The sequence below is a fragment of the Bartonella sp. CL71SXKL genome (genome assembly GCF_042194935.1).
In the GTDB taxonomy this organism is placed as follows: domain Bacteria; phylum Pseudomonadota; class Alphaproteobacteria; order Rhizobiales; family Rhizobiaceae; genus Bartonella.
Genome location: NZ_JBHINI010000001.1, coordinates 50,526 through 73,877, shown reverse-complemented (window position 1 = coordinate 73,877; position 23,352 = coordinate 50,526). Strand labels below are relative to the sequence as shown.

Here is a 23,352-nt window from a genome sequence, read left to right as displayed (position 1 = left end):
TTGCAACATTAGAAATTACTAAGGCAACATTGGAGGATGATAAATAGCATGGTGACTATCGGTATGCATTTTGCAAGGCAAGGATGATGGTGCTCAAATAGATTTTATACACTTTACAGGAGATTTTACTTTATCCATGTATGGTCTGCTATTATGAAATGAGTAAAGCGTTGAGAAATGTTTCATTAAAATAAATGTGTAAATAACATGATTTGGGAGACCTTTTGTTTTACGTGAGGGGCATGACTTCATTAAAAAACAGAGAATGCAATAATATTTTTATTTCGAATAAGCTTTATATCAAGACAGAGAAATTATTTATTCGCATATTATAATAAGAATGCGTGTATGTATAAACCATTTGAAAAATTCTGTTGTTTCTTATGAATTATTCTTAAGTTAAGAACAGATGTAACCTTAAAGATTGATATAATAGACCGGCTTCTTAACTGTATAAGTATAAAAATGAGGGTATTTAGTAAGCTTTGTATTATATCCTCATTAAGAGATATGAAAACAAACGAAATGTCTATCATATCAATGACTTTTCAATGATGTATATATAGAGATTCATACAAACATGCTTTACAAAAATAATGACTCTCTTCCATGAATGTGATTTATCATTGTTTACCAAGTGAGAACATTTTGAGTGTTCGTAAACAATCTTCTTTGTTCATAAAAATTATTTCACAAACATATTATTAATTAATTGCGCTCAAAAAGCTTGCTATTTCATATGTATTTTGGATATGGAGAGCTTATATTCAAAACTTAAAAGTCCTCATAGTTTTTACAAATAAGTCGAAGCTAAAAAGAGTATCTCATAAAGCCTTTTTTATCATTAAGAAGATGGACGTGTTACAATATAAATGGCAATCAGCAATAATATAACCGCAACAAGTAAGGAAATCCATAAAGGAGGGTGTAGCATTACGAAAAAGGATAAAAATCCTCCTGTCATACTCATCATTGCAAAAACTTTAACGAATGGAGAGATTGCTTTTTTTTCTTCCCATCGCTTAATAGGGGGACCAAAAATACGATGATTATTCAACCATTGATGAAAACGTGGAGAAGAACGCGTAAAACACCATGAGGCAACCAATAAAAAAGGCACCGTTGGCATAATAGGTAATACGACACCGATAATACCTAATATAACCATCGCCCACCCTGCTATATAATAGCAGATACGTAAAGGGTGCGATATCTTCGAATCTTTTTTCATTCTCTCGTACTATTTTCCTCTACGCAAAACCCTATACAAAAACATTGTATCTGTTTTTTTCTGTTTACATGTTTGAGTGCACAATTACGCTCTACCCCTTCATGCGTAAGTGTCTTTGCTGTTATAAGTTCCTTGAAAATACCGAATAGCTTACACAATATGATAATCATTTTAAATGATTTCAAGAAAAGAGGAGAGATTTTAGAAAAACAAAAAAATAAAAAGGCTGCAGAAGAAATCAATGCAGCCTCTTAATTAAGAATGCAGTGTTGGGGGGGAGAAAATGTACTGCACTCATCTGCTAGATATTAGGAGGAAAAACAACCTAGCACCCCAGACTCTAATTAAAATAAAAATGAGAAACAATATATAAAAATGCATGGCTGATATGCATGAATTTTAACACTTTCAAGTTTCTTGAACTGTGTTTCGACGAAAGAAAATCATCATGAAAATAGCCATAAAAATCAACGTCAAGATCAACACAATTGTGGAAGCAGAATCAGAGCCGATAAATAAGCTGAGATAAATCCCTAAAAAACCAGAAAAAGCTGCAACAAGTATCGCGATCATTAACATAAAAGAAAACCGCTTTGTGACAAGATAGGCAATTGCTCCTGGTGCTATCAGTAAAGAAATAACGAGCACGATACCGACAGCTTTCAAAGCTGCAACAATTGTAAGAGAAATCATCGTTAGAAGGGTATAGTGGAGTAGAGATATTGGTAACCCCATTGCACGTCCTTGAACTGTGTCAAAAATATATAGCATAAAGTCGCGCCATTTTGCTGCTAAAATAAAAGTGACAACAGCAGAAATGATTGCCGTCTGCGTTATATCAAGCCAGTTAACACCCAAGAGATTACCAAATAGAATATGATTCAAATCTAAGCTACTATAAATAGACGTGGCTAAAACAAGCCCTAAACCAAACATTGAAGAAAAGACCACGCCCATCACCGTATCCTGTTTGATACGGCTATTGCTCCCTAAAAAACCCGTTAATAGTGCACACACCATTCCTGCAACAAAAGCACCGCAAGTAATCAAAGTCATTGTAATATTCTCTGGACGCATATGCTGAAACCAAGCAAATGGCAAAGAAGTTAAAAATGCGATTACCCATGGTGTTGTCATATAACCAACAACAACACCTGGAAAAACTGCATGAGAAATGGCATCGCCTAACAGCGCCCATCCTTTCAAAATAAGAAAACAGGAAAGCATCGCCATGGGAATAGAAAGAATCATGACAATAAGCATACCCTTAAGCATAAAAGAAAACTGAAACGGAAGCAGTAATTGATCAATCATGATAATATTACACCCTTTTTTGCTGCATTTATGCGTAAGCGCGCGGCAATAAACCCATGTTTAGGAGCAAAAATAAAAGCTAAAACAAATAAAGATGCTTGAAAAAGCACAACAACCCCCCCCGTTTGTGCATTCAAAAAATAACTCACATAAACACCCAAGATACTTGTGAAGGTTCCAATTACAACTGCAATAACCAAGATGTTCACGAAACGATCACTTAAAAGATAGGCCGTTGCCCCAGGTGTCACAACAAGACAAATGACTAAGAACGCTCCAACGGTTTGCATCGCAGCAACGGTACAAGCGGCAAGCAATGTGAAAAAGAGAATCTTTAAAAATTTTACGTTTAATCCAATGGCATGCGCATGCGTCTCATCAAATAACGAAACAAGAAGATCTTTCCATTTCAAAAGCAATATAAGCAACGAAACAAAGCCGATAAAAGCCAATTGTAGAATATCTGTTGAACTAACTGCTAAAATATTTCCCAAAACAATCGTATCAATATTAACAGCCATTGGTTTTAATGATTTGAGAAACAACCCAAAGGCAAAAAAGGAAGAAAAAATGAGCCCAATAATGGTATCTTCTTTAAGTTTTGTCCGGTGGTTAAAAAAGAGCATTGCTGCTGCTGCAAGACCACCAGAAAAAAAAGCGCCAAGTGAAAAAGGTAACCCTAAAAGGTAAGCTCCTGCTACACCAGGAACAATCGAATGGGAAAGTGCATCACCAATCAATGACCAACCTTTTAACATCAAAAAAGCCGAAAGAAAGGCACAAACACACCCAACTAACCCAGAAACCCACATTGCATTCACCATATATTGATAGCTCAGTGGCTCAAGCAACCAAGAAATCATGCAACGTGCTCCACTCTTTCAATATCTTCACAAACGGCAGACTGCTTTCTTCCCATGAAAACATCATTTTTTTTTGTGGTTTGAAGATCAAAAATATGGTGGTGCAAAGACCCTCCAAAAGTTTTCTCCAGATTTTCCTTTGTAAAGATTTTTTCTGTTAACCCAGAAGCTAAAACGGTCCCTTTTATTAAAACTGTATGATCACAAAATTCGCGAACAGAACCCAAATTGTGAGTTGAAACCAAGATCACTGCTCCTTCTTTACGAAGATCTTGTAACAAAGCAATGATTTTATCTTCTGTTGTAACATCAACCCCTGTAAACGGCTCATCTAATAAAATAGCTTTTGCTTTCTGTGCAAGAGCGCGCGCTAGGAAAACACGCTTTTTCTGTCCACCAGAAAGTTCTCCAATTTGGCGCTTGGCAAAAGCCAACATATCAACGCGTTCTAAGGCAATACGAACGGCTTCATAATCTTGTGTACGGGCATAGCGAAAGAAATTCATATGACCATACCGCCCCATCAATACAACATCTTCGACCAAGACAGGAAAATTCCAATCAACATCTTCACTTTGAGGAACATAAGCAATGAGGTTTTTTTTCAAAGCTATATCAACAGGTAAATCAAACATGCGAATTTTTCCCTTTGAGGGGCGTACAAACCCCATAATCGCTTTAAATAACGTTGACTTACCGGATCCATTAACACCAACCAATGCCGTAATAGAACCCTTTGGACTTTCAAAATTCACTTCGCGTAAAGCTGTATGTCCATTACGATATGTTACCGTTACTCCTTGGGCAAATATTCCACATTCCGTCATTGGCTTTTTACTCCCTCTACTAAAGCATTGCTAATACGCCCACTCGTGACACGTAATAAATCAATATAAGTGGGTACCTCACCATTTTTCTCACTTAAAGAATCAACATAAAGAACACCACCGTATTTAGCCCCTGTTTCTCTGGCAACCTGCTTAGCAGGCGCAGGGGAAATAGTGCTTTCAGAAAAAACTGCATGAATATTGTATTTGCGAACCATATCAATAACATGCTTGACCTGCTGTGGTGTTCCTTGTTGGTCAGCATTGATGGGCCATAAATAAAGTTCTTTTAGATCAAAATCACGCGCCAAATAGCTAAAAGCCCCCTCACTTGTCACAAGCCAACGTTTGTCTTGCGGTACAGCTTCTAATTCAGCTCTAATTGGATCAATCGTTGCACGAATTTTCTGTTTATAAATTTCAGCATTCTGTTTATAAATTTCAGCATGTTCAGGATCATATTTTACAAAAGCATCGCGAATATTATCAACGTAAATCAAAGCAGAGGTCGGTGACATCCACGCATGAGGATTAGGTTTACCGCTAAAGGGGCCCTCACCAATTTTAATGGGTACAATACCTTTTGAAACAACAACACTTGGAACATCCTTGATATTTTGAAAAAACTTTTCAAACCAAAGCTCTAACTCTAAACCATTCCACAATACAAGGTTAGCTCCCTGAGCACGCATAAGATCGCGTGGGGTGGGTTGGTATTCATGAATTTCCGCACCTGGTTTTGTAATGGATTCAACATCAGCGGCATCACCTGCTACATTGCGTGCCATATCAGCAATGATAGTGAATGTCGTAACAGCTTTAAATTTACCAGCACACAAAGCAAAATTGGGTGTAAAAAAAATAACACTTCCAAAAACTATGGTGAAAAACGTTCTTACGTTCATTGGTTTTCTCTTTCCTTTATATGCCTTCTTTTTATTGCAAATAATTTGCATTATCATTTAGCAATAGCAGTTATCTTTTACATTTGCAATGAAGGATTAAGAGAAAAAATAACTTTTCAAAATGTTTAAAAACAGTTTTTTCATATTGAAAAAATTGATGATTTAAGCAGCTTGTTTTGGTAAGAAGGTCCCCTTTCAAGAAGCTCTATAGCTCTTGAATGCCAAACAAAAAGGGAGCACTCAAAGATGCTCCCACTTCATGTAAAATATCTCATAAAAAATGAGAATACTCAGTAGCGTAAATATGCACCTGTCATTTTGGTAACATTATCCACGATCTTTGAGGCAAGCTTTTCTAAATCTTCATCCGTTAGAGTCCGTTCTATGGGCTGAATAGTTACTTCAATTGCAACAGATTTTTTATCTTCACCAAAGCTTAAATCTTCGAAAACATCAAAAACTTGCACTGAATGAATAAGTTTTTTATCGGCTCCACTTGCCGCACGAATAATAAGAGAAGAGGCAACAGTTTTATCCGCTATAAAGGCAAAATCACGCCGCACCATTTGAAAAGGTGAGAGTTTCAAAGGAGGACGGCTTTTGGTCGTTTTTTTCTTTGATTCTGGAATTCGGTCTAGAAAAATTTCAAAGCCGCATAAAGGGCCACTGACATCTAACTTTTCTAATGTAGCAGGATGAAAAACACCAAAAAAACCAAGAATAATCTTTGATCCAAGTTTTATGACACCTGAACGACCAGGATGATACCAATCTGGTGCTCCAACTTCAATCTGCACTTTCCCAATATCCATATCACATGCTTCTAAAATAGCTAAAGCATCTGCTTTGGCATCAAAAACATCAACGACGGTTGCATTTCCATTCCAAAAGCGCCCAGCACCTTTAAATTGCTCTGTTCCGCGACGAATCCCACTAACAACACGGTGTTGTTTATCAGGGGTGTCGCCCTCATAAATACTGGAAACTTCAAACAAAGCAAGATCGGAAAAACCACGATCAGCATTTCTTTGTGCCGCCATAATCAAACCAGGTAAAAGGGAAGGACGCATCATTGACATATCAGCAGCAATAGGATTAACCAATTTAAGCTCTTCTTGACCTCCTCCAAAAGCAAGAGCTTGATTTTCAGAAATAAAAGACCATGTTACCGCTTCTTTCATACCGCGTTGCACTAAAGCCAAACGTGTAGCACGTGAACGAATTTGTGCGCATGTTACAATCTGATCTTTTTCTTCTACGAAGTTTTCCAAAGGAATAGGTTTAATTTTATCTAACCCATAAATTCTCATGATCTCTTCCACCAAATCGGCTTTACCCATAATATCAGGGCGCCATGATGGTACTTTTACCGTAACGACATCTCCTTTTCCTTCAACAAAAAATCCAAGTTTTGTTAAAATAGAGATGATTTTTTCAGGCTCTATTTCCAAATTTGTTAAACGTTTAATTTCAGAAAAAGGAAAAGCGATCTGTTTGATTTCTTGTTGCTGATAGCCAACGATCCTCTTCTTAGATACTTCACCACCACAAAGATGCAAGACCAATTCTGTTGCAATCTCAAGCCCTGTTTCTATAAAAGCCGGATCAACACCTCGTTCAAATCGATAACGTGCATCACTGATAAGACCTAATGCTCTTCCTGTTTGTGCAATGCTTTGCGCATCCCAAAGCGCCGATTCAATAATAACGCGATGTGTTGTTTCATCACAACTCGTTCTTTCTCCGCCCATGATACCGGCAATCGAAACAACTCCCTCGTCATCTGCAATGACACAATTCTTAGCGCCCAAATGATAGATTTTTCCGTTCAGTGCTTGAAGCTGTTCTCCCTCACGCGCACAACGTACACACAAATTACCTTTAATTTTATCTGCATCAAAAACATGGAGTGGACGACCAAGGTCAAAACTGATGTAATTGGTCATATCAACAAGCGCATTAATCGGTCTCAAACCAATTGCATTCAAACGCTGTTGCATCCACTGGGGTGATTCGCCATTTTGAACATTGCGTACTTCACGCCAAGCAAAACCTAAACATAATGATGAATCTTGCGAAAAATCTAATGAAACATTGAGAGGTGTTTCAAAGGAAGGCTCAAATTTTGGTAAAGACAATTCTTTTAATTGTCCGATTCCTGTAGCGGCAAGATCACGGGCAATACCACGAACACCTGTGCAATCGGAACGATTAGGGGTCAAACCAATATCAATGACCGGATCATCTAAACCAGCATAAGCTGCAAATGAACCTCCAATAGGACTATCTTCTGGAAGTTCAATAATCCCATCATGCTCATTCGATAATTCAAGCTCTGCTTGTGAACACATCATCCCAAAACTTTCAACACCACGGATTTTTCCTACAGATAATGTTACATCAAGTCCTGGAATATAAGTACCTGGTAGTGCCAGAACACCAATAAGACCTGCACGCGCATTTGGTGCTCCACAGACAACTTGAACAGGTGTGGAAGTCCCTGTATCGACGGACAGAATCTGGAGTTTATCTGCATCAGGATGCTTTATTGCTGTTAAAACTTTTGCAATCACAAAACCTTTTAAAGAAGATCGATCATCAACGGAGTCAACTTCAAGACCGATAGCTGTTAGTTTCTCACAAATTTCATCCAAAGATGCATTTGTCTCTAAGTGATCTTTTAACCACGACAATGTAAATTTCATTTTAAAACCTCACATGAAAGCGATGACTAAGATCACACATTATCTATTAGGAAAAAAAGCAGGCATATCAAAGAAACGAAAGCCATAGTGGTCTAACCAACGCAGATCAGCATCAAAAAAAGCCCGCAAATCAGGCATACCGTATTTCAACATGGCAATACGATCAATGCCCATTCCCCATGCAAAGCCTTGATATTCATCGGGATCTAAGCCAACATTTTTCAACACATGAGGGTGCACCATTCCGCATCCTAAAATTTCCAACCAATCCTGCCCTTCTCCGAACTTTACGTCTGAACCAGAACGATCACATTGAATATCCACTTCCATAGATGGCTCGGTAAAAGGGAAAAAAGAGGGACGAAAACGCATTTTTACAGAGGGAACTTCAAAAAATTCTTTACAAAAGGTTTCATGTAGCCACATCATATGGGCAATGGTGGAGGTTTTATCGATGACAAGACCTTCTACCTGATGGAACATGGGAGAATGTGTTGCATCCGAATCCATGCGGTAAGTTTTTCCAGGAATAATGATCCGTATCGGTGCTTTTTGTCTTTCTAGTGTGCGAATTTGTACAGGTGATGTATGGGTCCGCAATAATTTTCGTTCTCCCATTTTATCAACATCAAAAAAGAAGGTATCATGCATTTCGCGTGCTGGATGCCCTTCAGGAAAATTCAATGCCGTAAAATTATAATAGTCTGTTTCAATATCAGGTCCCTCTGCAAGAGAAAAACCCAACTTCGTATAAATGGCAATAATTTCCTCAATCACTTGTGAAATAGGATGAATGCGTCCCCGTTCTATAGGTGAAGAGCGAATAGGCAAGGTAACATCAACTGTTTCACGAGAAAGACGGGCATCCATTGCCTGTCTTTTCAGAAGATCACGCTTTTGCGCCCATAATTCTAAAATACGATTTTTTAATCCATTAAGAACTGGTCCAACTTTATGACGCTCGCCAGCATCCATTTTTCCTAATTCTTTTAATTTTTCAGAGATACTACCTTTTTTACCCAATGCTGCAATACGCACTTCTTCAAGTGCTTTTTCATCACCTGCTGCCTCTAAGGCTAAACAAATTTCTTGTTCCAGACGCTCAATATCATTCATATTTTTGCCTATTTTTTAATAAAGAAAAACCCGCACTTGCAATAGCCAGCACGGGACCTCAAATAAATGAATGCTTTAAGAGAACACGACTGGCTTATTTGACAGCGCCTTCGAAAGCATTAGGTGTCGTATCTTTTAAATATTCTAAAGCTTTTTTTGCCGAGGCAACTAAAGCAGAAAATGCTTCCGCCTCGTGGATTGCTATATCTGAAAGAACTTTACGATCAACTTCAATACCAGCTTTTGATAAGCCATCAATAAAACGTCCATAAGTTAAACCTTCTGCACGAACAGCCGCATTAATCCTCTGAATCCACAAAGCACGGAAAGTACGCTTTCTATTTTTGCGATCACGATAAGCGTATTGCTTTGAACGATCAACCGCTGCTTTAGCTGCACGAATGGTATTTTTACGACGACCGTAAAAACCCTCAGCCTGTTTAAGAACTTTTTTGTGCTTAGCGTGTGCTGTCACACCTCTTTTCACACGAGCCATATTATAATCTCCTCAAAATCAAAAGCGTAAGGTTTAAATACCATTCGGCAAATAATGCTGAATGACTTTTTTAGCATCTTGTTCACACAAAACCATTGTTCCACGTGCATCGCGAATAAATTTATTCGAACGCTTAATCATGCCGTGGCGCTTACCGGCAGCTGCTACTTTAATTTTGCCTGACGCAGTGATTTTAAACCGCTTTTTAGCGGATGATTTGGTCTTCATCTTGGGCATTTTGCTACTCCGTACATTAATTTATTCAATCAAACATTTTATTCACTCAAGCGGACCAACGCTTGAACAAGCATTTAAACAGCCACGGCATGCCCTGCCGGGCGGCTCTTAAAGACGTTTTCATAAGCTAGTATACACAAAATTGCAAGACCGTATTACAAAAAAATCGGCGCTCCATTGCCTTGAAGCTCAACTAAAGGTGCTGGAATTGCATTTGTTTTGATGGCTGCTTTACATAAATCGGCAATAATGCATTGCGTACATTGTGGTTTACGGGCTTGACAAATATAGCGACCATGTAAAATCAGCCAATGATGTGCATGGCGAATATAATGAACCGGTATAATCTTTAATAATTTTTTCTCAACAATTTCTGGTGTTTTGCCAGGCGCTAAACCAAGACGATTGCTTAAGCGAAAAATATGTGTATCTACTGCCAATGTAGGTTGACCAAAAGCAACATTCAAGACCACATTAGCCGTTTTGCGCCCTACTCCAGGAAGGGCCATGAGTGCTTCACGCGTATCGGGTACTTGACCGCCATAATAATCAATTAAATAGTTGCAAAGCGCATAAACATTACGTGCTTTTGCACGCCAAAGACCAATTGAACGGATATGATGTGCTATTTCTTCTTCTCCTAATGCAACCATTTTTTCCGGTTGATCAGCAAGGCGAAATAATTCTTTTGTCGCTTTATTAACGCTTACATCTGTCGCTTGAGCCGAAAGCACAACGGCAACCAAAAGCGTAAAAATATTTGTATAGATAAGATCACTCTTAGGCGCTGGGCGTTGCACAGAAAAACGGCGAAATATTTCTGCAATTTCATTTTCATTATATAATATACCAGATAAATTTCGCACTTTTGACAATTTTATGGTACGTTGAGGCATTGAACTCTCTTAAATCTTCTCTCTTGAAGTTATCATTCACGCTCGCCATATGAGAGAAATGCAGCGAACACTTTTATAGAGTGTGGTCAAGTAAAGCCGTTTTAAAGAGGATACTCATGAATGACACATGTGACGCCTTTCTCCAATCCCTTTCTTTTAGGGTTTGAAACCGTAGAAAAAATATTGCAACGTATCGGTAAAGCTGATGAGGCTTACCCAGCCTATAACATTGAACGTTTGCATAAAAATGATGATGCAAATCATATCCGGATAACTTTGGCTGTTGCTGGATTTAAGATTAACCATCTTAATATTTTGCTTGATGATAATCAATTGGTTATTCATGGTAAACAAACAGACAACCAAAATCATCAATATTTATATCGCGGTATAGCTGCGCGACAATTCCAGCGAACCTTTGTTCTCGCGGAAGGGATGCATGTTACAAATGCGGAGTTGAAAAATGGTCTTTTATCAATTAATCTGTATCAACCAAAATTAAAAAAAGAAATAAAACAGATTCCAATTAAAGTCAGTAGTGGTGAGTCATAAAAGTTAAGGCGTAAAGGAACAGTGAAATGGGAGAACATAAACAAAACTTGTCGTTTCAGAACACATCCTACTCTGATGCGGGACAGATTGCCTATTTAAAAAAAGTTTGTACAGATGATCTGGCTAAAAACTTTCCAGATCTTCCACCGATGACCCCAGGCATTACGATATGGGCTCTCTTTGGTGAAACAGGTTATCCTATCATTTTATCCGATGAGCGTTCTATCGCTCTTGCTGGAGCCAATGAGCATGAACTACAAATTGTAACTCTGCACTAGATTACCTTACGAGAAAAAGCTGTACTCTTTTATAAATTCTATCTGTTTTTTCGTAAAGGGTGTAATGTGGGTTATAATGAGATTAAGTATTGATTTATATTCATAATTAATTTTTTACAACTGGAATGAGAGTCCCGAATATCATAAGGTTCTCTCATTTGAGATCTTCTTGTATTGAAACAATTCAAAGTCACTTGCTTGATGTCATAAGCAGGGAGAGCCATGTGGATAAAAACACTTGAAGAAAGGAATAAAAATATCTCTTTTTAATTGTCTCAATTACCAAAGACATTCACAATATGGGGATGAAAAAATGTATGATGGTGTCAGTTTTCTTCTTCATAAGTGTGAAGATGTCCCTTATAGATTTATATTATTCACGAGGGCTGTTATACCATTCATGGGCGCTATCGTGAAATGGGCTCGAGTTACATTGAAAGATGTCTCTTTAAAATGAGTACATAAAGGCTATACAAGTGTATTTTGTTTGGTGTGTTTTGTTCTTCCTGAGGGGAGTAGCTCTATTGAAGAGTGTAAAAACAAAAGCATGAGATAATGCGTCATAATTATTTAAAAGATATTTCTATGAATGCGTTTGAAAGGTGTAAAGCTGAATTGTAAGGAGATGATAGATTTTTACCACGATGCCTTTATATTCTTTCCAAATGAGGCTGTCTTCTTGTTCCAGAAATTACGCAAACAGATAGATGCAATATACTGACCAAATCTGGCATACAAAAATCTGGAACAGTTCGTTCCACACTGAAGCGTTTTGATATTTGTCTCAAACGTGGACTTGCACAGGGATTAGATGTTGATTAACAGGTAAGAAAAAAACAAAGGCTTTATGAAAAAGTTTATGCAGAGCTTTTAATTTTGTGCTTCAAATGCCTCAGTACGAGGTATTTTGCTCTTTTAAATATTAAAGCTCTTGTTTTTATAATGAAGTTACAGCACAACAAGCAAAATGGAATTATTTGAGGGGAAAAAAATAATGCCTTCTTACCGTTCAAGAATATCAACCCACGGGCGTAATATGGCAGGAGCCCGCGGACTTTGGCGTGCAACAGGGATGAAAGATACTGATTTTGGTAAACCCATTATTGCGATTGCGAATTCTTTTACACAATTTGTACCAGGGCATGTCCATTTAAAAGATCTTGGGCAATTAGTCGCACAACAGATAGCTGTTGCCGGTGGTGTTGCGAAAGAATTTAATACCATTGCTGTAGATGATGGAATTGCGATGGGGCACGATGGAATGCTCTATTCTTTGCCCTCACGTGAGATCATTGCTGATTCTGTAGAGTATATGGTTAATGCACATTGTGCGGATGCACTTGTCTGTATTTCTAATTGTGACAAAATTACGCCTGGTATGTTAATGGCTGCTTTACGGTTGAATATTCCGACAATCTTTGTTTCTGGCGGTCCTATGGAAGCAGGTAAGATTAAATGGAAGGATCAAGATCTAAGGGTTGATTTGGTCGATGCCATGGTTGCAGCAGCTTCAGAACAAAATTCAGAAGAAGAAGTTGCTGAAATGGAGCGTGCAGCTTGTCCTACATGTGGTTCTTGTTCAGGAATGTTTACGGCCAACTCCATGAATTGCTTAACGGAAGCATTGGGGCTTTCTCTTCCTGGAAATGGATCAATGTTAGCAACACATGCAGATCGGCGGATGCTTTTCGAAGAAGCTGGAAAACAGATTGTTGCATTGGTTAAGCGTTATTATGAAAATGATGATGAAACAGTTTTGCCACGCTCTATTGCTTCACGCAAGGCTTTTGAAAATGCAATGACTGTTGATATTGCCATGGGGGGATCAACCAATACAGTACTGCATCTTTTAGCCGCGGCGCAAGAAGGTGAGGTGGATTTTACCATGACGGATATTGATCATCTTTCACGTCGTGTTCCTGTTTTATGTAAGGTTGCTCCTGCTGTTGCAAATGTACATATGGAAGATGTTCATCGCGCTGGTGGTATTATGGGGCTTTTAGGCGAACTGGATGCGGCGGGACTCATTGATACATCAACTTATACGGTTCATGCAAAAACAATGAAAGAAGCTCTTTACCGCTGGGATGTAAAGCAAACTAATGAGCCAACAGTTCGTGCATTTTATCGTGCTGCTCCAGGTGGTATTCCGACACAAACAGCTTTTAGCCAATCTTGTCGCTATGAGACCCTTGATCTTGATCGTGAAAAAGGTGTGATTCGCAATAGAGAACATGCATATTCACAAGATGGAGGATTGGCAGTTCTTTATGGAAATCTTGCAAAAGATGGCTGTATTGTAAAAACAGCAGGCGTTGATCAATCAATTTTAACTTTTAAAGGTCCGGCAAGAATTTTTGAAAGCCAAGATTCAGCTGTTTCAGCTATATTAACTGATAAGATTAAAACAGGTGAAATTGTTTTAATCCGTTATGAAGGTCCACGTGGTGGACCTGGAATGCAAGAAATGCTTTATCCAACGAGTTATCTCAAATCTAAAGGATTAGGCAAGGTTTGTGCACTTGTTACGGATGGACGTTTTTCAGGAGGAAGTTCAGGGCTTTCGATAGGACATATTTCTCCAGAAGCTGCGGAAGGAGGAGAAATTGCGTTAGTGGAAGAAGGGGATATCATAGAAATTGATATTCCAAATCGTAGAATTCATATGTTGGTGGATGACGTTGAGATGAAGCAGCGCCGTGCTAAGATGGAAGCAAAAGGAAAAGGCGCTTGGCAACCGATTGAGAAGCGTCAGCGTAAAGTTTCAAAGGCTCTCAAAGCTTATGCAGCGATGACTACATCTGCTTCAAAAGGTGCAGTACGTAATATTTGATGAGTTGAATAGAGACAGTACTCTGATTTTTTGCATCTTTTGCACGATATTCTGAGCTAATTATTTTATGAGTTTATGAACTTATCAGAATATTTCGAGTCATGGATGAGTATGATTAAAAAGCTATCAATACAACTAAAAGCAGCTGCGGATTGCTTATTTTAGCAGCTATGTAAGACAGATAAAGATAGATACAGTATCATTACTTTTCATATCATATTCCAATCTTATACGAAATTACAATTTCCTGTTCTCATATTTATGGAAGATATTTATTGTACTGGTGGCATTATCTTGTTGTACCGTAAAACACTGTCATTTAGGACTGTGATATACGGCATCCTCCTTAAATATTAAGTGTTTCTTAGTGCGTGGTGAATATTCTTAGACTTGTTTGTAAAGCTTTTAGTTTAAGTGAATCACATGACTAGGAAATCAAGATAAATTCCTTAGAATCTGGATTGTTTGCAGACTTGATTCGAATGAAAATCTTTATCCTTTGAGATGTAAGAAGGAGTTTAAGGATATTTAGGAAAATAAAATGCTGCTGTGATATATCTGATTATATGTTCCATATGAAAACAGTAAAAGAGCTCTTTATAGCTTAAAATGTGAAGAAAATACGAGACCCATTATCCATGAATTTATTATGCAAAATGGGATGGTATCCCAACACCAACAGCTTTAAACTAGAAATGTTGCTATGATAACAATAATATCGATCGTGAAAAAGCATAATTCACTAAATATGGCGTATTTGCAAGGTGGAGGAGATTTCATGACAATCTTTACAAAAAACGACTATCTTGTAAAAATAGTCGATCTTGACCAATTTTTTGTATAAGAGCCAATATTAATCTAAGGGAATATGAAATATAATGCATATGGTTTTGCTTCTATAGGCAATTATACTTACAAAATATATTATGTAGAAAAGCGATGGGAATACGATAAATAACTGTTTATGCTGTGGTATATCAAAAATGGTTACGTTATCTCCTATTAAGAAGGTTTTTTAATAAAAAATAACATCTGTTTTCTATAAAGGGTTACTCTTTTCAAGTTGTTTGAGGTGGTAAATTGCTTCTAAAGCTTGTTTAGGAGAGAGTTCATCGGGATGAATATTTTTTAAAGCTTCGTGAAGTATACAATGTTTGTTTTTTGCTTCATTGACTGGAGATGTTGCTTTAAGAGAAAAGAGTGGTAAATCATCAATGAGTTTATGTCCTTTTCCAGCCATTTCGCCTTGTTCTAATTGATGGAGTACATCTGTTGCTCGTGTAATAACGGCTGGGGGAAGTCCAGCAAGCTTTGCGACTTGTACACCATAGGAACGGTCAGCGGCTCCTGGTGTGACCTCATGAAGAAAAACTACATCACCATCCCAATTTTTGACTTTCATGGTTACGTTATGCAGTCTGTCAAGTTTTTCGGTAAGTGCAGTCATTTCATGAAAATGGGTAGCAAGAATAGCACGACAATGGTTAACTTCATGGAGATATTCAACAGCAGCCCAAGCAATAGAAAGTCCATCAAAGGTTGATGTTCCACGTCCTATTTCATCAAGAATAACAAGGGAATGGTGGCTAGCATGATTGAGAATCGTTGCTGTTTCAACCATTTCCATCATAAAGGTTGAGCGCCCCCGTGCAAGATCATCGGAAGCCCCAACGCGACTAAATAGGCGATCAACGACACCAATATGTGCTGAAGTTGCTGGAACGAAGGACCCCATTTGCGCCATAATAGCAATAAGAGCATTTTGCCGCAAAAAAGTTGATTTTCCTCCCATATTAGGCCCTGTCAACAGCCAGATTGCTGCATATTGCTGATTTTCTTGCACAGAGAGATCACAATTATTGGCAATAAAAGGTTCTGCTGCTTGTTTGCGGAGTGCTTGCTCGACGACAGGATGGCGTCCTGCTGTAATATGAAAGGTAAGTGAAAGATCAATTTTAGGGCGGCAATATCCTTGTTCTTCAGCAAGATATGCTAAAGCGACAGAGACATCTAAAATAGCAAGTGCTTCAGAGGCTTTACGAATAAAATCAACTTGTTCGGTAATTTCCTGAACGAGAATATCAAAAATCTCTAGTTCAAGTGTCAATGCGTGATTGGCAGCATGGGCAATACGGCTTTCAAGGTCAGCGAGCTCTGTTGTCGTAAAACGCATAGCGTTTGCCATTGTTTGCCGATGAATAAAACGCGCTTTAGCTTGTGGATTATTTGTAAGGGAAGATGCTTGTGTGCTGGTTACTTCAATGAAATAACCTAGAATATTATTATGCTTTATTTTAAGCGTCTTAATATCTGTTTCTTGGGCATATTGCGCTTGAAGTTCAGCAATGACACGGCGAGATTCATCACGTAAAGCACGCATTTCATCGAGCTCTTTATGATAATTAGAACGAATAAAACCACCATCACGTTTAAGGAGTGGGAGATCATCAGCTAATGCCTGTTCTAAATGAAAGTATAACGCTGTGGGTAAGTTTGAGAACACCTGTTGTACATCACTTATTTCTTGAGGCAGAAGCTCATTATCAAGAAGTTGATGCAATTCACGAATGATTTCAAAGCCGCGCTGGATTGTTGCCATATCACGGGGACCTCCTCGTCCAAGAGCCAAACGTGAAACGGCGCGGGGCATATCTGGTCCCCCCTTTAAAATAAGCTTTATCGCTTCTGCAAGAGAAGGATTACGTAGAAAAAAATCGATAGAATCCAAACGCGTATCAATAGCCGAAGGAGTGGTGAGGGGAGCAATAAGGCGGTCAATAAGAAGGCGTGATCCTCCTCCTGTTACAGTGCGATCAATAGCTTTTAATAAACTTCCATCCCGTTGACCTGATGTCGTACGAATAAGTTCAAGGCTTAATCTGGTTGCGGCATCAATAAAAAGAGTCGCACTTTCATTTTGGCGCTCAGGCTGCATGAGGGGAGGGCGATGCGTGATTTGTGTTTTTTCGATATAACGAATAGCAGCTACAATTGCAGAGAGTTCGGAACGTGAATAATCGGCAACGCCTTCAAGAGTTGAGAGTTTAAAATAATTGCAAATATCGCGTTCAGCGGTGAGTGCATCAAAGAGACAAGCAGGTTGAGGTGAAACGATACGATCAAGAACACTAAAAAGTGACTTGTGAGATTTATCATGAAAAAATGAATCAGCAACAATGATTTCTTGTGGATCAACACGCATAATATCTGCTAAAAGTTTTTCTTGGCGGCTTTCTGTTACACGAAATATGCCTGTTGAGATATCAATCCAAGAAAGAGCAAATTCCTCTCCATCGCTAGTTTTTATACGGGAAAGTGTCATCAAATAATTTGCACGTGTTGGATCAAGGAGCTTTTCTTCTGTTATCGTTCCAGGTGTTACAAGGCGAACAACATCACGCCGAACAACAGATTTTGAGCCACGTTTTTTTGCTTCAGCAGGATCTTCTATTTGTTCACAAACAGCAACTCGGTAACCACAAGCAATCAGTTTTTGTAAATAATCATCAGCAGCATGAACGGGAACACCGCACATAGGAATATCTTGTCCTAAATGTTTTCCGCGTGCTGTGAGTGTGATTCCTAAAGCCTGAGCAGCTTCAATCGCATCATTAAAAAATAATTCATAAAAATCCCCCATTCGGTAAAAGAGAAGGGAATCATGATGGACGGCTTTGATTTCTATGTACTGCTCCATCATAGGTGTAAGACGTTCTTGAGAGGAAGCAGATGAGGAGGCAGGCTGTGGAATTAAATTATTTTTATGATTGTTTTTTTTATCCATTTGTACGAGGCCTGTTTCCTTTAAGTGAAGTTTTTACTCTTTTTTATTTACTTCAATATCTATTTATCTCTAAATTGCAACGCATCATCAGATTTGCTAAGGCAAGAATAGCGATTTCTAATATATGAATCAGATTTAATGACTATACGCATTATCAAGCAAAATTTACACTGTTTTTGGAGAAAATAAAGTGAGATGAAAAAGAGCGAGCAAGATCAGAAAATATCTCAAACTGTTTACAGTGCGAGCGAAAGAGAAGCTCTAGATTTTCATAGTCGTGGTCGACCAGGAAAGCTTGAGATTGTTGCAACAAAGTCTATGGCAACACAGCATGATTTAGCACTTGCTTATTCACCAGGTGTTGCCGTTCCAGTTAAGGCAATTGCTCAAAATCCAGCGCTAGCTTATGATTATACAGCAAAAGGCAATCTTGTTGCTGTTATTTCAAATGGTACAGCTATTTTAGGGTTAGGCAATTTAGGTGCACTTGCTTCTAAGCCGGTCATGGAAGGCAAAGCAGTGCTGTTTAAGCGTTTTGCGGATATTGATTCCATTGATTTAGAAATTGATATAAACGATACAGAAAGTTTTATCAATTTGGTGCGCCATTTAGAACCTTCTTTTGGTGGAATTAATCTTGAAGACATTAAGGCGCCAGAGTGCTTTATGATTGAAAGCCGCCTACGCGAGGTAATGAATATACCTGTTTTTCACGACGATCAACATGGTACAGCAATTATTGTTGCTGCTGGTGTTCTCAACGCTTTGACTTTAACAGGGCGCGATATGCAAAATACGCGGTTAGTCTGTAATGGTGCTGGTTCTGCAGGAATTGCTTGTATTGAACTGATTAAAGCGATGGGCTTTCGTTCCGAAAATATCATATTATGTGATACAAAGGGTGTGGTCTATGAAGGCCGCAAAGAGGGAATGAATCAGTGGAAATCTGCGCATGCTATTCAAACAGATAAACGTACGCTTATGGAAGCAATGGAAGGTGCAGATATATTTTTTGGGGTTTCTGCTAAAGGTGCTCTGACTCCTGAAATGGTAAGATCCATGGCACCCCAGCCGATCATTTTTGCTATGGCTAATCCCGATCCAGAAATTACGCCGGAAGAGGTTATGCAAGTGCGTCATGATGCCATTGTCGCAACAGGACGTTCCGATTATCCAAATCAGATTAATAATGTTCTCTGTTTTCCTTATATATTTCGTGGTGCGCTTGATGTGCGTGCAAGAGTTATTAATGAAGACATGAAGATTGCTGCGGCAAAGGCTCTTGCTAATTTAGCGCACGAAGAAGTGCCTGACAGCGTTGCAGAAGCTTATCATGGAAAGCGATTAAAATTTGGTCCTAATTATATCATCCCTGTTCCTTTTGATCCGCGTTTATTTACGGTTGTTTCAATAGCGGTAGCAAAAGCAGCAATGGAAAGCGGTGTTGCGCAAAAGAACATAGATGATTTAGAGGCCTATGAGCGCGATTTGAATGCGAGACGTGATCCTACTTCCTCGATGATGCGTGGGGTTTATAACCATGTTCGTCAAGCGCCAAAACAAATTGTCTTTGCAGAAGGTGAAGAAGAGCAAGTTATGCGGGCAGCCGTTTCCTATGTCCATCAAAAATTAGGACAAGCGATTTTGGTTGGTCGTGAAGAGCAAGTAAGAGAAGCGGCTGTTATCGCTGGAATTGATCTGGAGCGTGAAGGTATTTCTATTATGAATGCTAAGCTTTCTTGCCGTACAGATGCTTATGCGAATTATCTTTATAAAAAGATGCAGCGTCAAGGCTGGCTGTTGCGTGATTGTCATCATCGTATCAATAATGATCGCAATTATTTTGCTGCGTGTATGGTGGCACTAGGAGATGCTGATGCAATGGTTACAGGGGTGACACGCAATTATGAAACAGCGTTAATCGATATACGTCGTGCAATTGATGAAAAACCAAAAGAACGATTGATTGGTATTTCAATGGCTATTTGCCGTGGACGAATTGTGTTTATTACGGATACAGCCGTTTATGAAAATCCTAATGCTGAAGAACTTGCGGATATAGCGGAACAAGCAGCTTCATTTGTGCGAGGATTTGGATATCAACCACGGGTAGCATTTTTAGCATTTTCTACATTTGCTTATATGAAAGGGCAGACGACGCAGCAAATTCAGGATGCGATTAATATTTTGCATGAACGCAAAGTTGACTTTGAGTTTGATGGAGAAATGAGTGCTGATGTGGCACTCAATTCCAAATTGATGCAGCAATATCCATTTATGGGATTAACGGAGCCCGCTAACATTTTGGTTATGCCTGGATATCACGCGTCTTCCATTGCAAGCAAAATGTTACAAGAACTTGGTGAAGCAACCATCATTGGTCCTATTTTAATTGGATTGGAAAAATCTGTCCAAATTGTACCATTTAGTGGAAGCGATACAGATGTTGTCAATATTGCAATGCTTGCGGCTTATCATGCCGCAAAAGTCGTCTAAAGGAAAAAAGCCCCTACTATACCAAGAATATATCAAGGGGCTTTTTAATAACAAAAGAATAAACTTTTTAAGAAGGCTGTATTTGACTGTCTTTTTGTTCTTCAGAAAGACGCTTTTGGAAGAGTGCTGCAAAATCAATAGGATCAATCCACAAAGGTGGAAAGCCACCGTTTTGAGTAGCATCAGATATAATTTGGCGAGCAAATGGAAATAAAAGACGGGGACATTCAATAAAGACCAGAGGCATAACATGTTCTTGTGGAATGTTTTTAAGGTGAAAAACACCACCGTAAATCAATTCTACATGAAATAAGGTTTCAGTTTCATCATTGGCTTTGACGGAGAGAGACAAAACGACATCATAATTGTCATCACCAATTGGGTTAGCATTGACGTTAATATTGATATCAATTTGTGGTGATTTTTCACGTGCACGCAATGAACGAGGAGCACCTGGATTTTCGAATGATAAATCTTTTAAATATTGAGTTAATACAGCAAAAACCGGCTCTCCACCACTGTTATTCATTTCACCTTCGGCCATACGACGAACCTCTCTTATTATAATATGTATAATTTATTTTAGATCTAAAGACCAGATTGGTTATCACGCCTTGCAAAAGGTTGCAAGAAATGCGCTCTTTATCTTGAATATTTTTTTAGTTTGTTGCAGATTTTTTAGGCATTTCAATGGTTATCATCATTTTTGCGCCATGGAGATTCTGTCGTATCATGAATTGTGTAATCTTCTGCTTTAAGATCAATTATTTTTTCAGAGTCATTTTTTCTTTTAGTATTGGGATTCATTTTGTTTTTTAATGATATAAAGAAATGCCAAGCAACAGAGCGAATTGGTTTAATAAGAAGTAATATTCCCAAGAAATCACTTACAAAGCCGGGAAGAATAAGTAAAATTGCACTAAAGATGATGAAAGCATCATTAATAATATTATTCTCTAATGTGCGTCCTTGGACAAGTTCAGTTTGTATATTTTTTAAAAGGCTAATCCCTTGAATTCGCAATAAAACAACCCCAACTATGGTTGTGAGAATAACCAAACTCAAAGTTGCCAAAATACCAATTTCTTGACCAACAAAGATAAAACCAGCAATCTCGATTAAAAGAATGCAAAGAAAGATAACAACAAAAAAACGAGGATTTATAGAATAAAGTTTTATCACATGAAAATTTCCTTCTGGATGAGTAGGGGGAGAAATTCTTAAGAGCACTCCGTTTAAATACAAAATCTATAAAAATATTTGAATGATAAGATTCCTTATTTTACATATTTATTGATAAATGGTATTGACTGCAATGTTTATTAGAGACTTAAGCTTTGGAGATTGACAGCGCCTATGGAATTTGACGTTATACTTGTCATAGCTCTTGTTGTTATGGTTGTTATTTTTGTGCAACTCCGTAATGTATTAGGGAAACGAATTGGGTTTGAAAAGCCACCCTTTGATCCTTATTCACGTCGTTCTAAAAAACAGGTTGAAGCAGAAACGGCTGATAATATTGTTTCGTTCCCTCATCAGAAAAATTCACAAAAAGACGACTTTAGTGAAATTGATAAAATTTCACCGGAGGGGAGTCTTTTGAATAAAAATTTGCGGGAATTGCATAGAATTGATTCTCATTTTTCTCCTCAACTTTTTATAAAAGGTGCGCAAATTGCTTATGAAATGATTGTAACAGCTTTTGCCAAAGGTGATCGCAATCAGCTTAAAAGCTTACTTTGTCAGGATGTTTTTGAGAGTTTTTGTACGGCTATTGAGCAACGAGAAAAAAATAAAGAAAGAATAGAATTCACTTTTGTTGGAATTAATAAGATCGAATTTATTGCGGCGGCAATACAAGAAAAGGATGAACTTTTAACGATACGTATTGTCAGTGAGATGATTTCTGTTACTTATAATGAACAGGGCGAGCGTATAGACGGTGATCCTGACGCTATTGTAGAAATCAGAGATATTTGGACTTTTGTTCGCAATAGTTTATCGTCAGATCCCAACTGGAAGCTTTTTGCTACAGAAAATGAAAATTAAAATACTTTTTGTTTTTCTTCCATAAGCATTCAATGATTTATGAGAAATTAAAATGTCCTCAAGTAAATGGAGACAAAAAAGAGATTTATTGGCTTCACAAGATCGCCTTTTATGGGAGATGGTGTGTCGTACGATAACACCGCTTCACGGTAAGATGCTCTCTTCTACTTCAGAAATTATTGCAAATATTAATGATAAAAATCAACCTGTAACTCAAATCTCCTCATTGTCTCAGGAAAATCAACAACCCTCGACAATTATTAAAAGAGAAAAGAGGGCAGTTATACAAGCACAAAAGATTCATTTCTTTGATCATGTTGCATATCGTAAAATTTCCCAAGGTCGTTATCCTCTTGAGGCGCGTCTTGATCTTCATGGTTATATGCAGGAAGAAGCTTATTTTTTCTTAAAAAAATTTCTACAATCCTCTCAGCAGAGAGGATTGCGTTATGTCCTTGTGATTACAGGAAAAGGACGATCCGTTGGGAGTGATGGAGCTTTGTATAGATTTGTTCCGTATTGGTTATCAACACCAGCTTTTCGATATTATGTCCACGCGTTTGAGCAAGCAGCACGTCAGCATGGCGGAGAAGGTGCGCTTTATGTTTGGTTGCGCCGTTTTATGTCGGGAGAAGGAATGTGATGTCATTATGGTCGTTTCAGGTTTAATATTTATTTATACTTATAATTTATTGTTTTCGTATATTTCGTAAGAGCCTTGAATACAATATTCCCTTCGTTATAATTTTTTATAAAGAATTATAAAGATA

At 38.1% G+C, this 23,352-nt stretch carries 19 protein-coding genes; 6 read left to right on the top strand and 13 right to left on the bottom strand.

The features are described 5' to 3' along the window. Positions 1 to 844: 844 nt before the first annotated feature. From ACFILA_RS00300 to nth, 10 genes are all read right to left on the bottom strand, one after another. Positions 845 to 1,231 carry a YbaN family protein gene (locus ACFILA_RS00300; protein WP_273790249.1) on the bottom strand — a complete coding sequence of 129 codons (387 nt, stop codon included), beginning with the start codon at positions 1,229 to 1,231 and terminating at the stop codon, positions 845 to 847. A gap of 408 nt (positions 1,232 to 1,639) precedes the next feature. Beyond that, positions 1,640 to 2,545, bottom strand: coding sequence for a metal ABC transporter permease (locus tag ACFILA_RS00295; RefSeq protein ID WP_273790250.1), 906 nt, complete (start codon positions 2,543 to 2,545; stop codon positions 1,640 to 1,642). After that, positions 2,542 to 3,408, bottom strand: a complete 867-nt coding sequence (locus ACFILA_RS00290) for a metal ABC transporter permease (protein WP_273790251.1) — start codon at positions 3,406 to 3,408, stop codon at positions 2,542 to 2,544. Before ACFILA_RS00290 ends, ACFILA_RS00295 begins: the two co-directional genes overlap by 4 nt. Then, the gene (locus ACFILA_RS00285; RefSeq protein ID WP_273790252.1) at positions 3,405 to 4,235 is read right to left on the bottom strand and encodes a manganese/iron ABC transporter ATP-binding protein; all 831 of its coding nucleotides are present in this window, start codon (positions 4,233 to 4,235) and stop codon (positions 3,405 to 3,407) included. Before ACFILA_RS00285 ends, ACFILA_RS00290 begins: the two co-directional genes overlap by 4 nt. After that, positions 4,232 to 5,140 carry a metal ABC transporter substrate-binding protein gene (locus ACFILA_RS00280; RefSeq protein ID WP_273790253.1) on the bottom strand — a complete coding sequence of 303 codons (909 nt, stop codon included), beginning with the start codon at positions 5,138 to 5,140 and terminating at the stop codon, positions 4,232 to 4,234. The genes ACFILA_RS00285 and ACFILA_RS00280 overlap by 4 nt, the downstream gene beginning before the upstream one ends. Before the next feature lie 290 nt (positions 5,141 to 5,430). Further along, positions 5,431 to 7,845, bottom strand: coding sequence for a phenylalanine--tRNA ligase subunit beta (pheT, locus tag ACFILA_RS00275; protein WP_375659781.1), 2,415 nt, complete (start codon positions 7,843 to 7,845; stop codon positions 5,431 to 5,433). Positions 7,846 to 7,884: 39 nt separating this feature from the next. After that, positions 7,885 to 8,961: a phenylalanine--tRNA ligase subunit alpha gene (gene pheS / locus ACFILA_RS00270; RefSeq protein ID WP_375630537.1), complete on the bottom strand. Its 1,077-nt coding sequence runs from the start codon at positions 8,959 to 8,961 to the stop codon at positions 7,885 to 7,887. A gap of 94 nt (positions 8,962 to 9,055) precedes the next feature. Next, complete coding sequence (rplT, locus tag ACFILA_RS00265) at positions 9,056 to 9,457, bottom strand: 50S ribosomal protein L20 (RefSeq protein WP_012754515.1); 402 nt, start codon at positions 9,455 to 9,457, stop codon at positions 9,056 to 9,058. A gap of 33 nt (positions 9,458 to 9,490) precedes the next feature. Then, positions 9,491 to 9,694, bottom strand: coding sequence for a 50S ribosomal protein L35 (rpmI, locus tag ACFILA_RS00260; RefSeq protein WP_183193590.1), 204 nt, complete (start codon positions 9,692 to 9,694; stop codon positions 9,491 to 9,493). A gap of 155 nt (positions 9,695 to 9,849) precedes the next feature. Next, the gene (gene nth, locus ACFILA_RS00255; protein ID WP_273790256.1) at positions 9,850 to 10,590 is read right to left on the bottom strand and encodes an endonuclease III; all 741 of its coding nucleotides are present in this window, start codon (positions 10,588 to 10,590) and stop codon (positions 9,850 to 9,852) included. A 120-nt stretch (positions 10,591 to 10,710) separates the two neighbouring features. Here nth and ACFILA_RS00250 point away from each other — a divergent pair, with 120 nt between their 5' ends. The 3 genes from ACFILA_RS00250 (at position 10,711) to ilvD (ending at position 14,253) form a co-directional block, all read left to right on the top strand. After that, entirely contained in the window at positions 10,711 to 11,142 is a 432-nt protein-coding gene (locus ACFILA_RS00250; protein WP_012754518.1) for an Hsp20 family protein, read from the top strand. 26 nt (positions 11,143 to 11,168) lie between these two features. Continuing rightward, positions 11,169 to 11,420: a DUF1150 domain-containing protein gene (locus ACFILA_RS00245; RefSeq protein ID WP_012754519.1), complete on the top strand. Its 252-nt coding sequence runs from the start codon at positions 11,169 to 11,171 to the stop codon at positions 11,418 to 11,420. Positions 11,421 to 12,414: 994 nt separating this feature from the next. Beyond that, positions 12,415 to 14,253, top strand: a complete 1,839-nt coding sequence (ilvD, locus tag ACFILA_RS00240) for a dihydroxy-acid dehydratase (protein ID WP_273790257.1) — start codon at positions 12,415 to 12,417, stop codon at positions 14,251 to 14,253. 1,039 nt (positions 14,254 to 15,292) lie between these two features. Here the strand turns inward: ilvD and mutS are convergent. Then, the gene (gene mutS / locus ACFILA_RS00235; RefSeq protein WP_273790258.1) at positions 15,293 to 18,037 is read right to left on the bottom strand and encodes a DNA mismatch repair protein MutS; all 2,745 of its coding nucleotides are present in this window, start codon (positions 18,035 to 18,037) and stop codon (positions 15,293 to 15,295) included. Positions 18,038 to 18,232: 195 nt separating this feature from the next. Between mutS and ACFILA_RS00230 the strand changes: the two genes are divergently transcribed. Next, complete coding sequence (locus ACFILA_RS00230) at positions 18,233 to 20,533, top strand: NADP-dependent malic enzyme (protein WP_375637207.1); 2,301 nt, start codon at positions 18,233 to 18,235, stop codon at positions 20,531 to 20,533. A 67-nt stretch (positions 20,534 to 20,600) separates the two neighbouring features. On the opposite strand, the gene secB is transcribed toward ACFILA_RS00230, so the two are convergent. Together secB and ACFILA_RS00220 are read right to left on the bottom strand one after the other, a co-directional pair. Next, positions 20,601 to 21,077, bottom strand: coding sequence for a protein-export chaperone SecB (gene secB / locus ACFILA_RS00225; RefSeq protein ID WP_375630527.1), 477 nt, complete (start codon positions 21,075 to 21,077; stop codon positions 20,601 to 20,603). A 143-nt stretch (positions 21,078 to 21,220) separates the two neighbouring features. Then, entirely contained in the window at positions 21,221 to 21,715 is a 495-nt protein-coding gene (locus tag ACFILA_RS00220; RefSeq protein ID WP_375630525.1) for an FxsA family protein, read from the bottom strand. A 174-nt stretch (positions 21,716 to 21,889) separates the two neighbouring features. Between ACFILA_RS00220 and ACFILA_RS00215 the strand changes: the two genes are divergently transcribed. Both ACFILA_RS00215 and ACFILA_RS00210 read left to right on the top strand, forming a co-directional pair. Beyond that, the gene (locus tag ACFILA_RS00215) at positions 21,890 to 22,582 is read left to right on the top strand and encodes a Tim44/TimA family putative adaptor protein (protein WP_273790262.1); all 693 of its coding nucleotides are present in this window, start codon (positions 21,890 to 21,892) and stop codon (positions 22,580 to 22,582) included. A 52-nt stretch (positions 22,583 to 22,634) separates the two neighbouring features. Beyond that, the gene (locus ACFILA_RS00210) at positions 22,635 to 23,225 is read left to right on the top strand and encodes a Smr/MutS family protein (RefSeq protein WP_273790263.1); all 591 of its coding nucleotides are present in this window, start codon (positions 22,635 to 22,637) and stop codon (positions 23,223 to 23,225) included. Positions 23,226 to 23,352 lie beyond the last annotated feature (127 nt).

What these genes read in the sequence shown, in the direction of transcription:
- ACFILA_RS00210 (WP_273790263.1), top strand. Translation starts at nt 22,635, where the DNA reads ATGTCCTCAAGTAAATGGAGACAAAAAAGAGATTTATTGGCTTCACAA.
- rpmI (WP_183193590.1), bottom strand. Translation starts at nt 9,694, where the DNA reads ATGCCCAAGATGAAGACCAAATCATCCGCTAAAAAGCGGTTTAAAATC.
- pheT (WP_375659781.1), bottom strand. Translation starts at nt 7,845, where the DNA reads ATGAAATTTACATTGTCGTGGTTAAAAGATCACTTAGAGACAAATGCA.
- ACFILA_RS00215 (WP_273790262.1), top strand. Translation starts at nt 21,890, where the DNA reads ATGGAATTTGACGTTATACTTGTCATAGCTCTTGTTGTTATGGTTGTT.
- ACFILA_RS00295 (WP_273790250.1), bottom strand. Translation starts at nt 2,545, where the DNA reads ATGATTGATCAATTACTGCTTCCGTTTCAGTTTTCTTTTATGCTTAAG.
- ACFILA_RS00300 (WP_273790249.1), bottom strand. Translation starts at nt 1,231, where the DNA reads ATGAAAAAAGATTCGAAGATATCGCACCCTTTACGTATCTGCTATTAT.
- pheS (WP_375630537.1), bottom strand. Translation starts at nt 8,961, where the DNA reads ATGAATGATATTGAGCGTCTGGAACAAGAAATTTGTTTAGCCTTAGAG.
- mutS (WP_273790258.1), bottom strand. Translation starts at nt 18,037, where the DNA reads ATGGATAAAAAAAACAATCATAAAAATAATTTAATTCCACAGCCTGCC.
- ACFILA_RS00280 (WP_273790253.1), bottom strand. Translation starts at nt 5,140, where the DNA reads ATGAACGTAAGAACGTTTTTCACCATAGTTTTTGGAAGTGTTATTTTT.
- ACFILA_RS00285 (WP_273790252.1), bottom strand. Translation starts at nt 4,235, where the DNA reads ATGACGGAATGTGGAATATTTGCCCAAGGAGTAACGGTAACATATCGT.
- secB (WP_375630527.1), bottom strand. Translation starts at nt 21,077, where the DNA reads ATGGCCGAAGGTGAAATGAATAACAGTGGTGGAGAGCCGGTTTTTGCT.
- ilvD (WP_273790257.1), top strand. Translation starts at nt 12,415, where the DNA reads ATGCCTTCTTACCGTTCAAGAATATCAACCCACGGGCGTAATATGGCA.
- ACFILA_RS00230 (WP_375637207.1), top strand. Translation starts at nt 18,233, where the DNA reads ATGAAAAAGAGCGAGCAAGATCAGAAAATATCTCAAACTGTTTACAGT.
- ACFILA_RS00250 (WP_012754518.1), top strand. Translation starts at nt 10,711, where the DNA reads ATGACACATGTGACGCCTTTCTCCAATCCCTTTCTTTTAGGGTTTGAA.
- ACFILA_RS00290 (WP_273790251.1), bottom strand. Translation starts at nt 3,408, where the DNA reads ATGATTTCTTGGTTGCTTGAGCCACTGAGCTATCAATATATGGTGAAT.
- ACFILA_RS00245 (WP_012754519.1), top strand. Translation starts at nt 11,169, where the DNA reads ATGGGAGAACATAAACAAAACTTGTCGTTTCAGAACACATCCTACTCT.
- rplT (WP_012754515.1), bottom strand. Translation starts at nt 9,457, where the DNA reads ATGGCTCGTGTGAAAAGAGGTGTGACAGCACACGCTAAGCACAAAAAA.
- nth (WP_273790256.1), bottom strand. Translation starts at nt 10,590, where the DNA reads ATGCCTCAACGTACCATAAAATTGTCAAAAGTGCGAAATTTATCTGGT.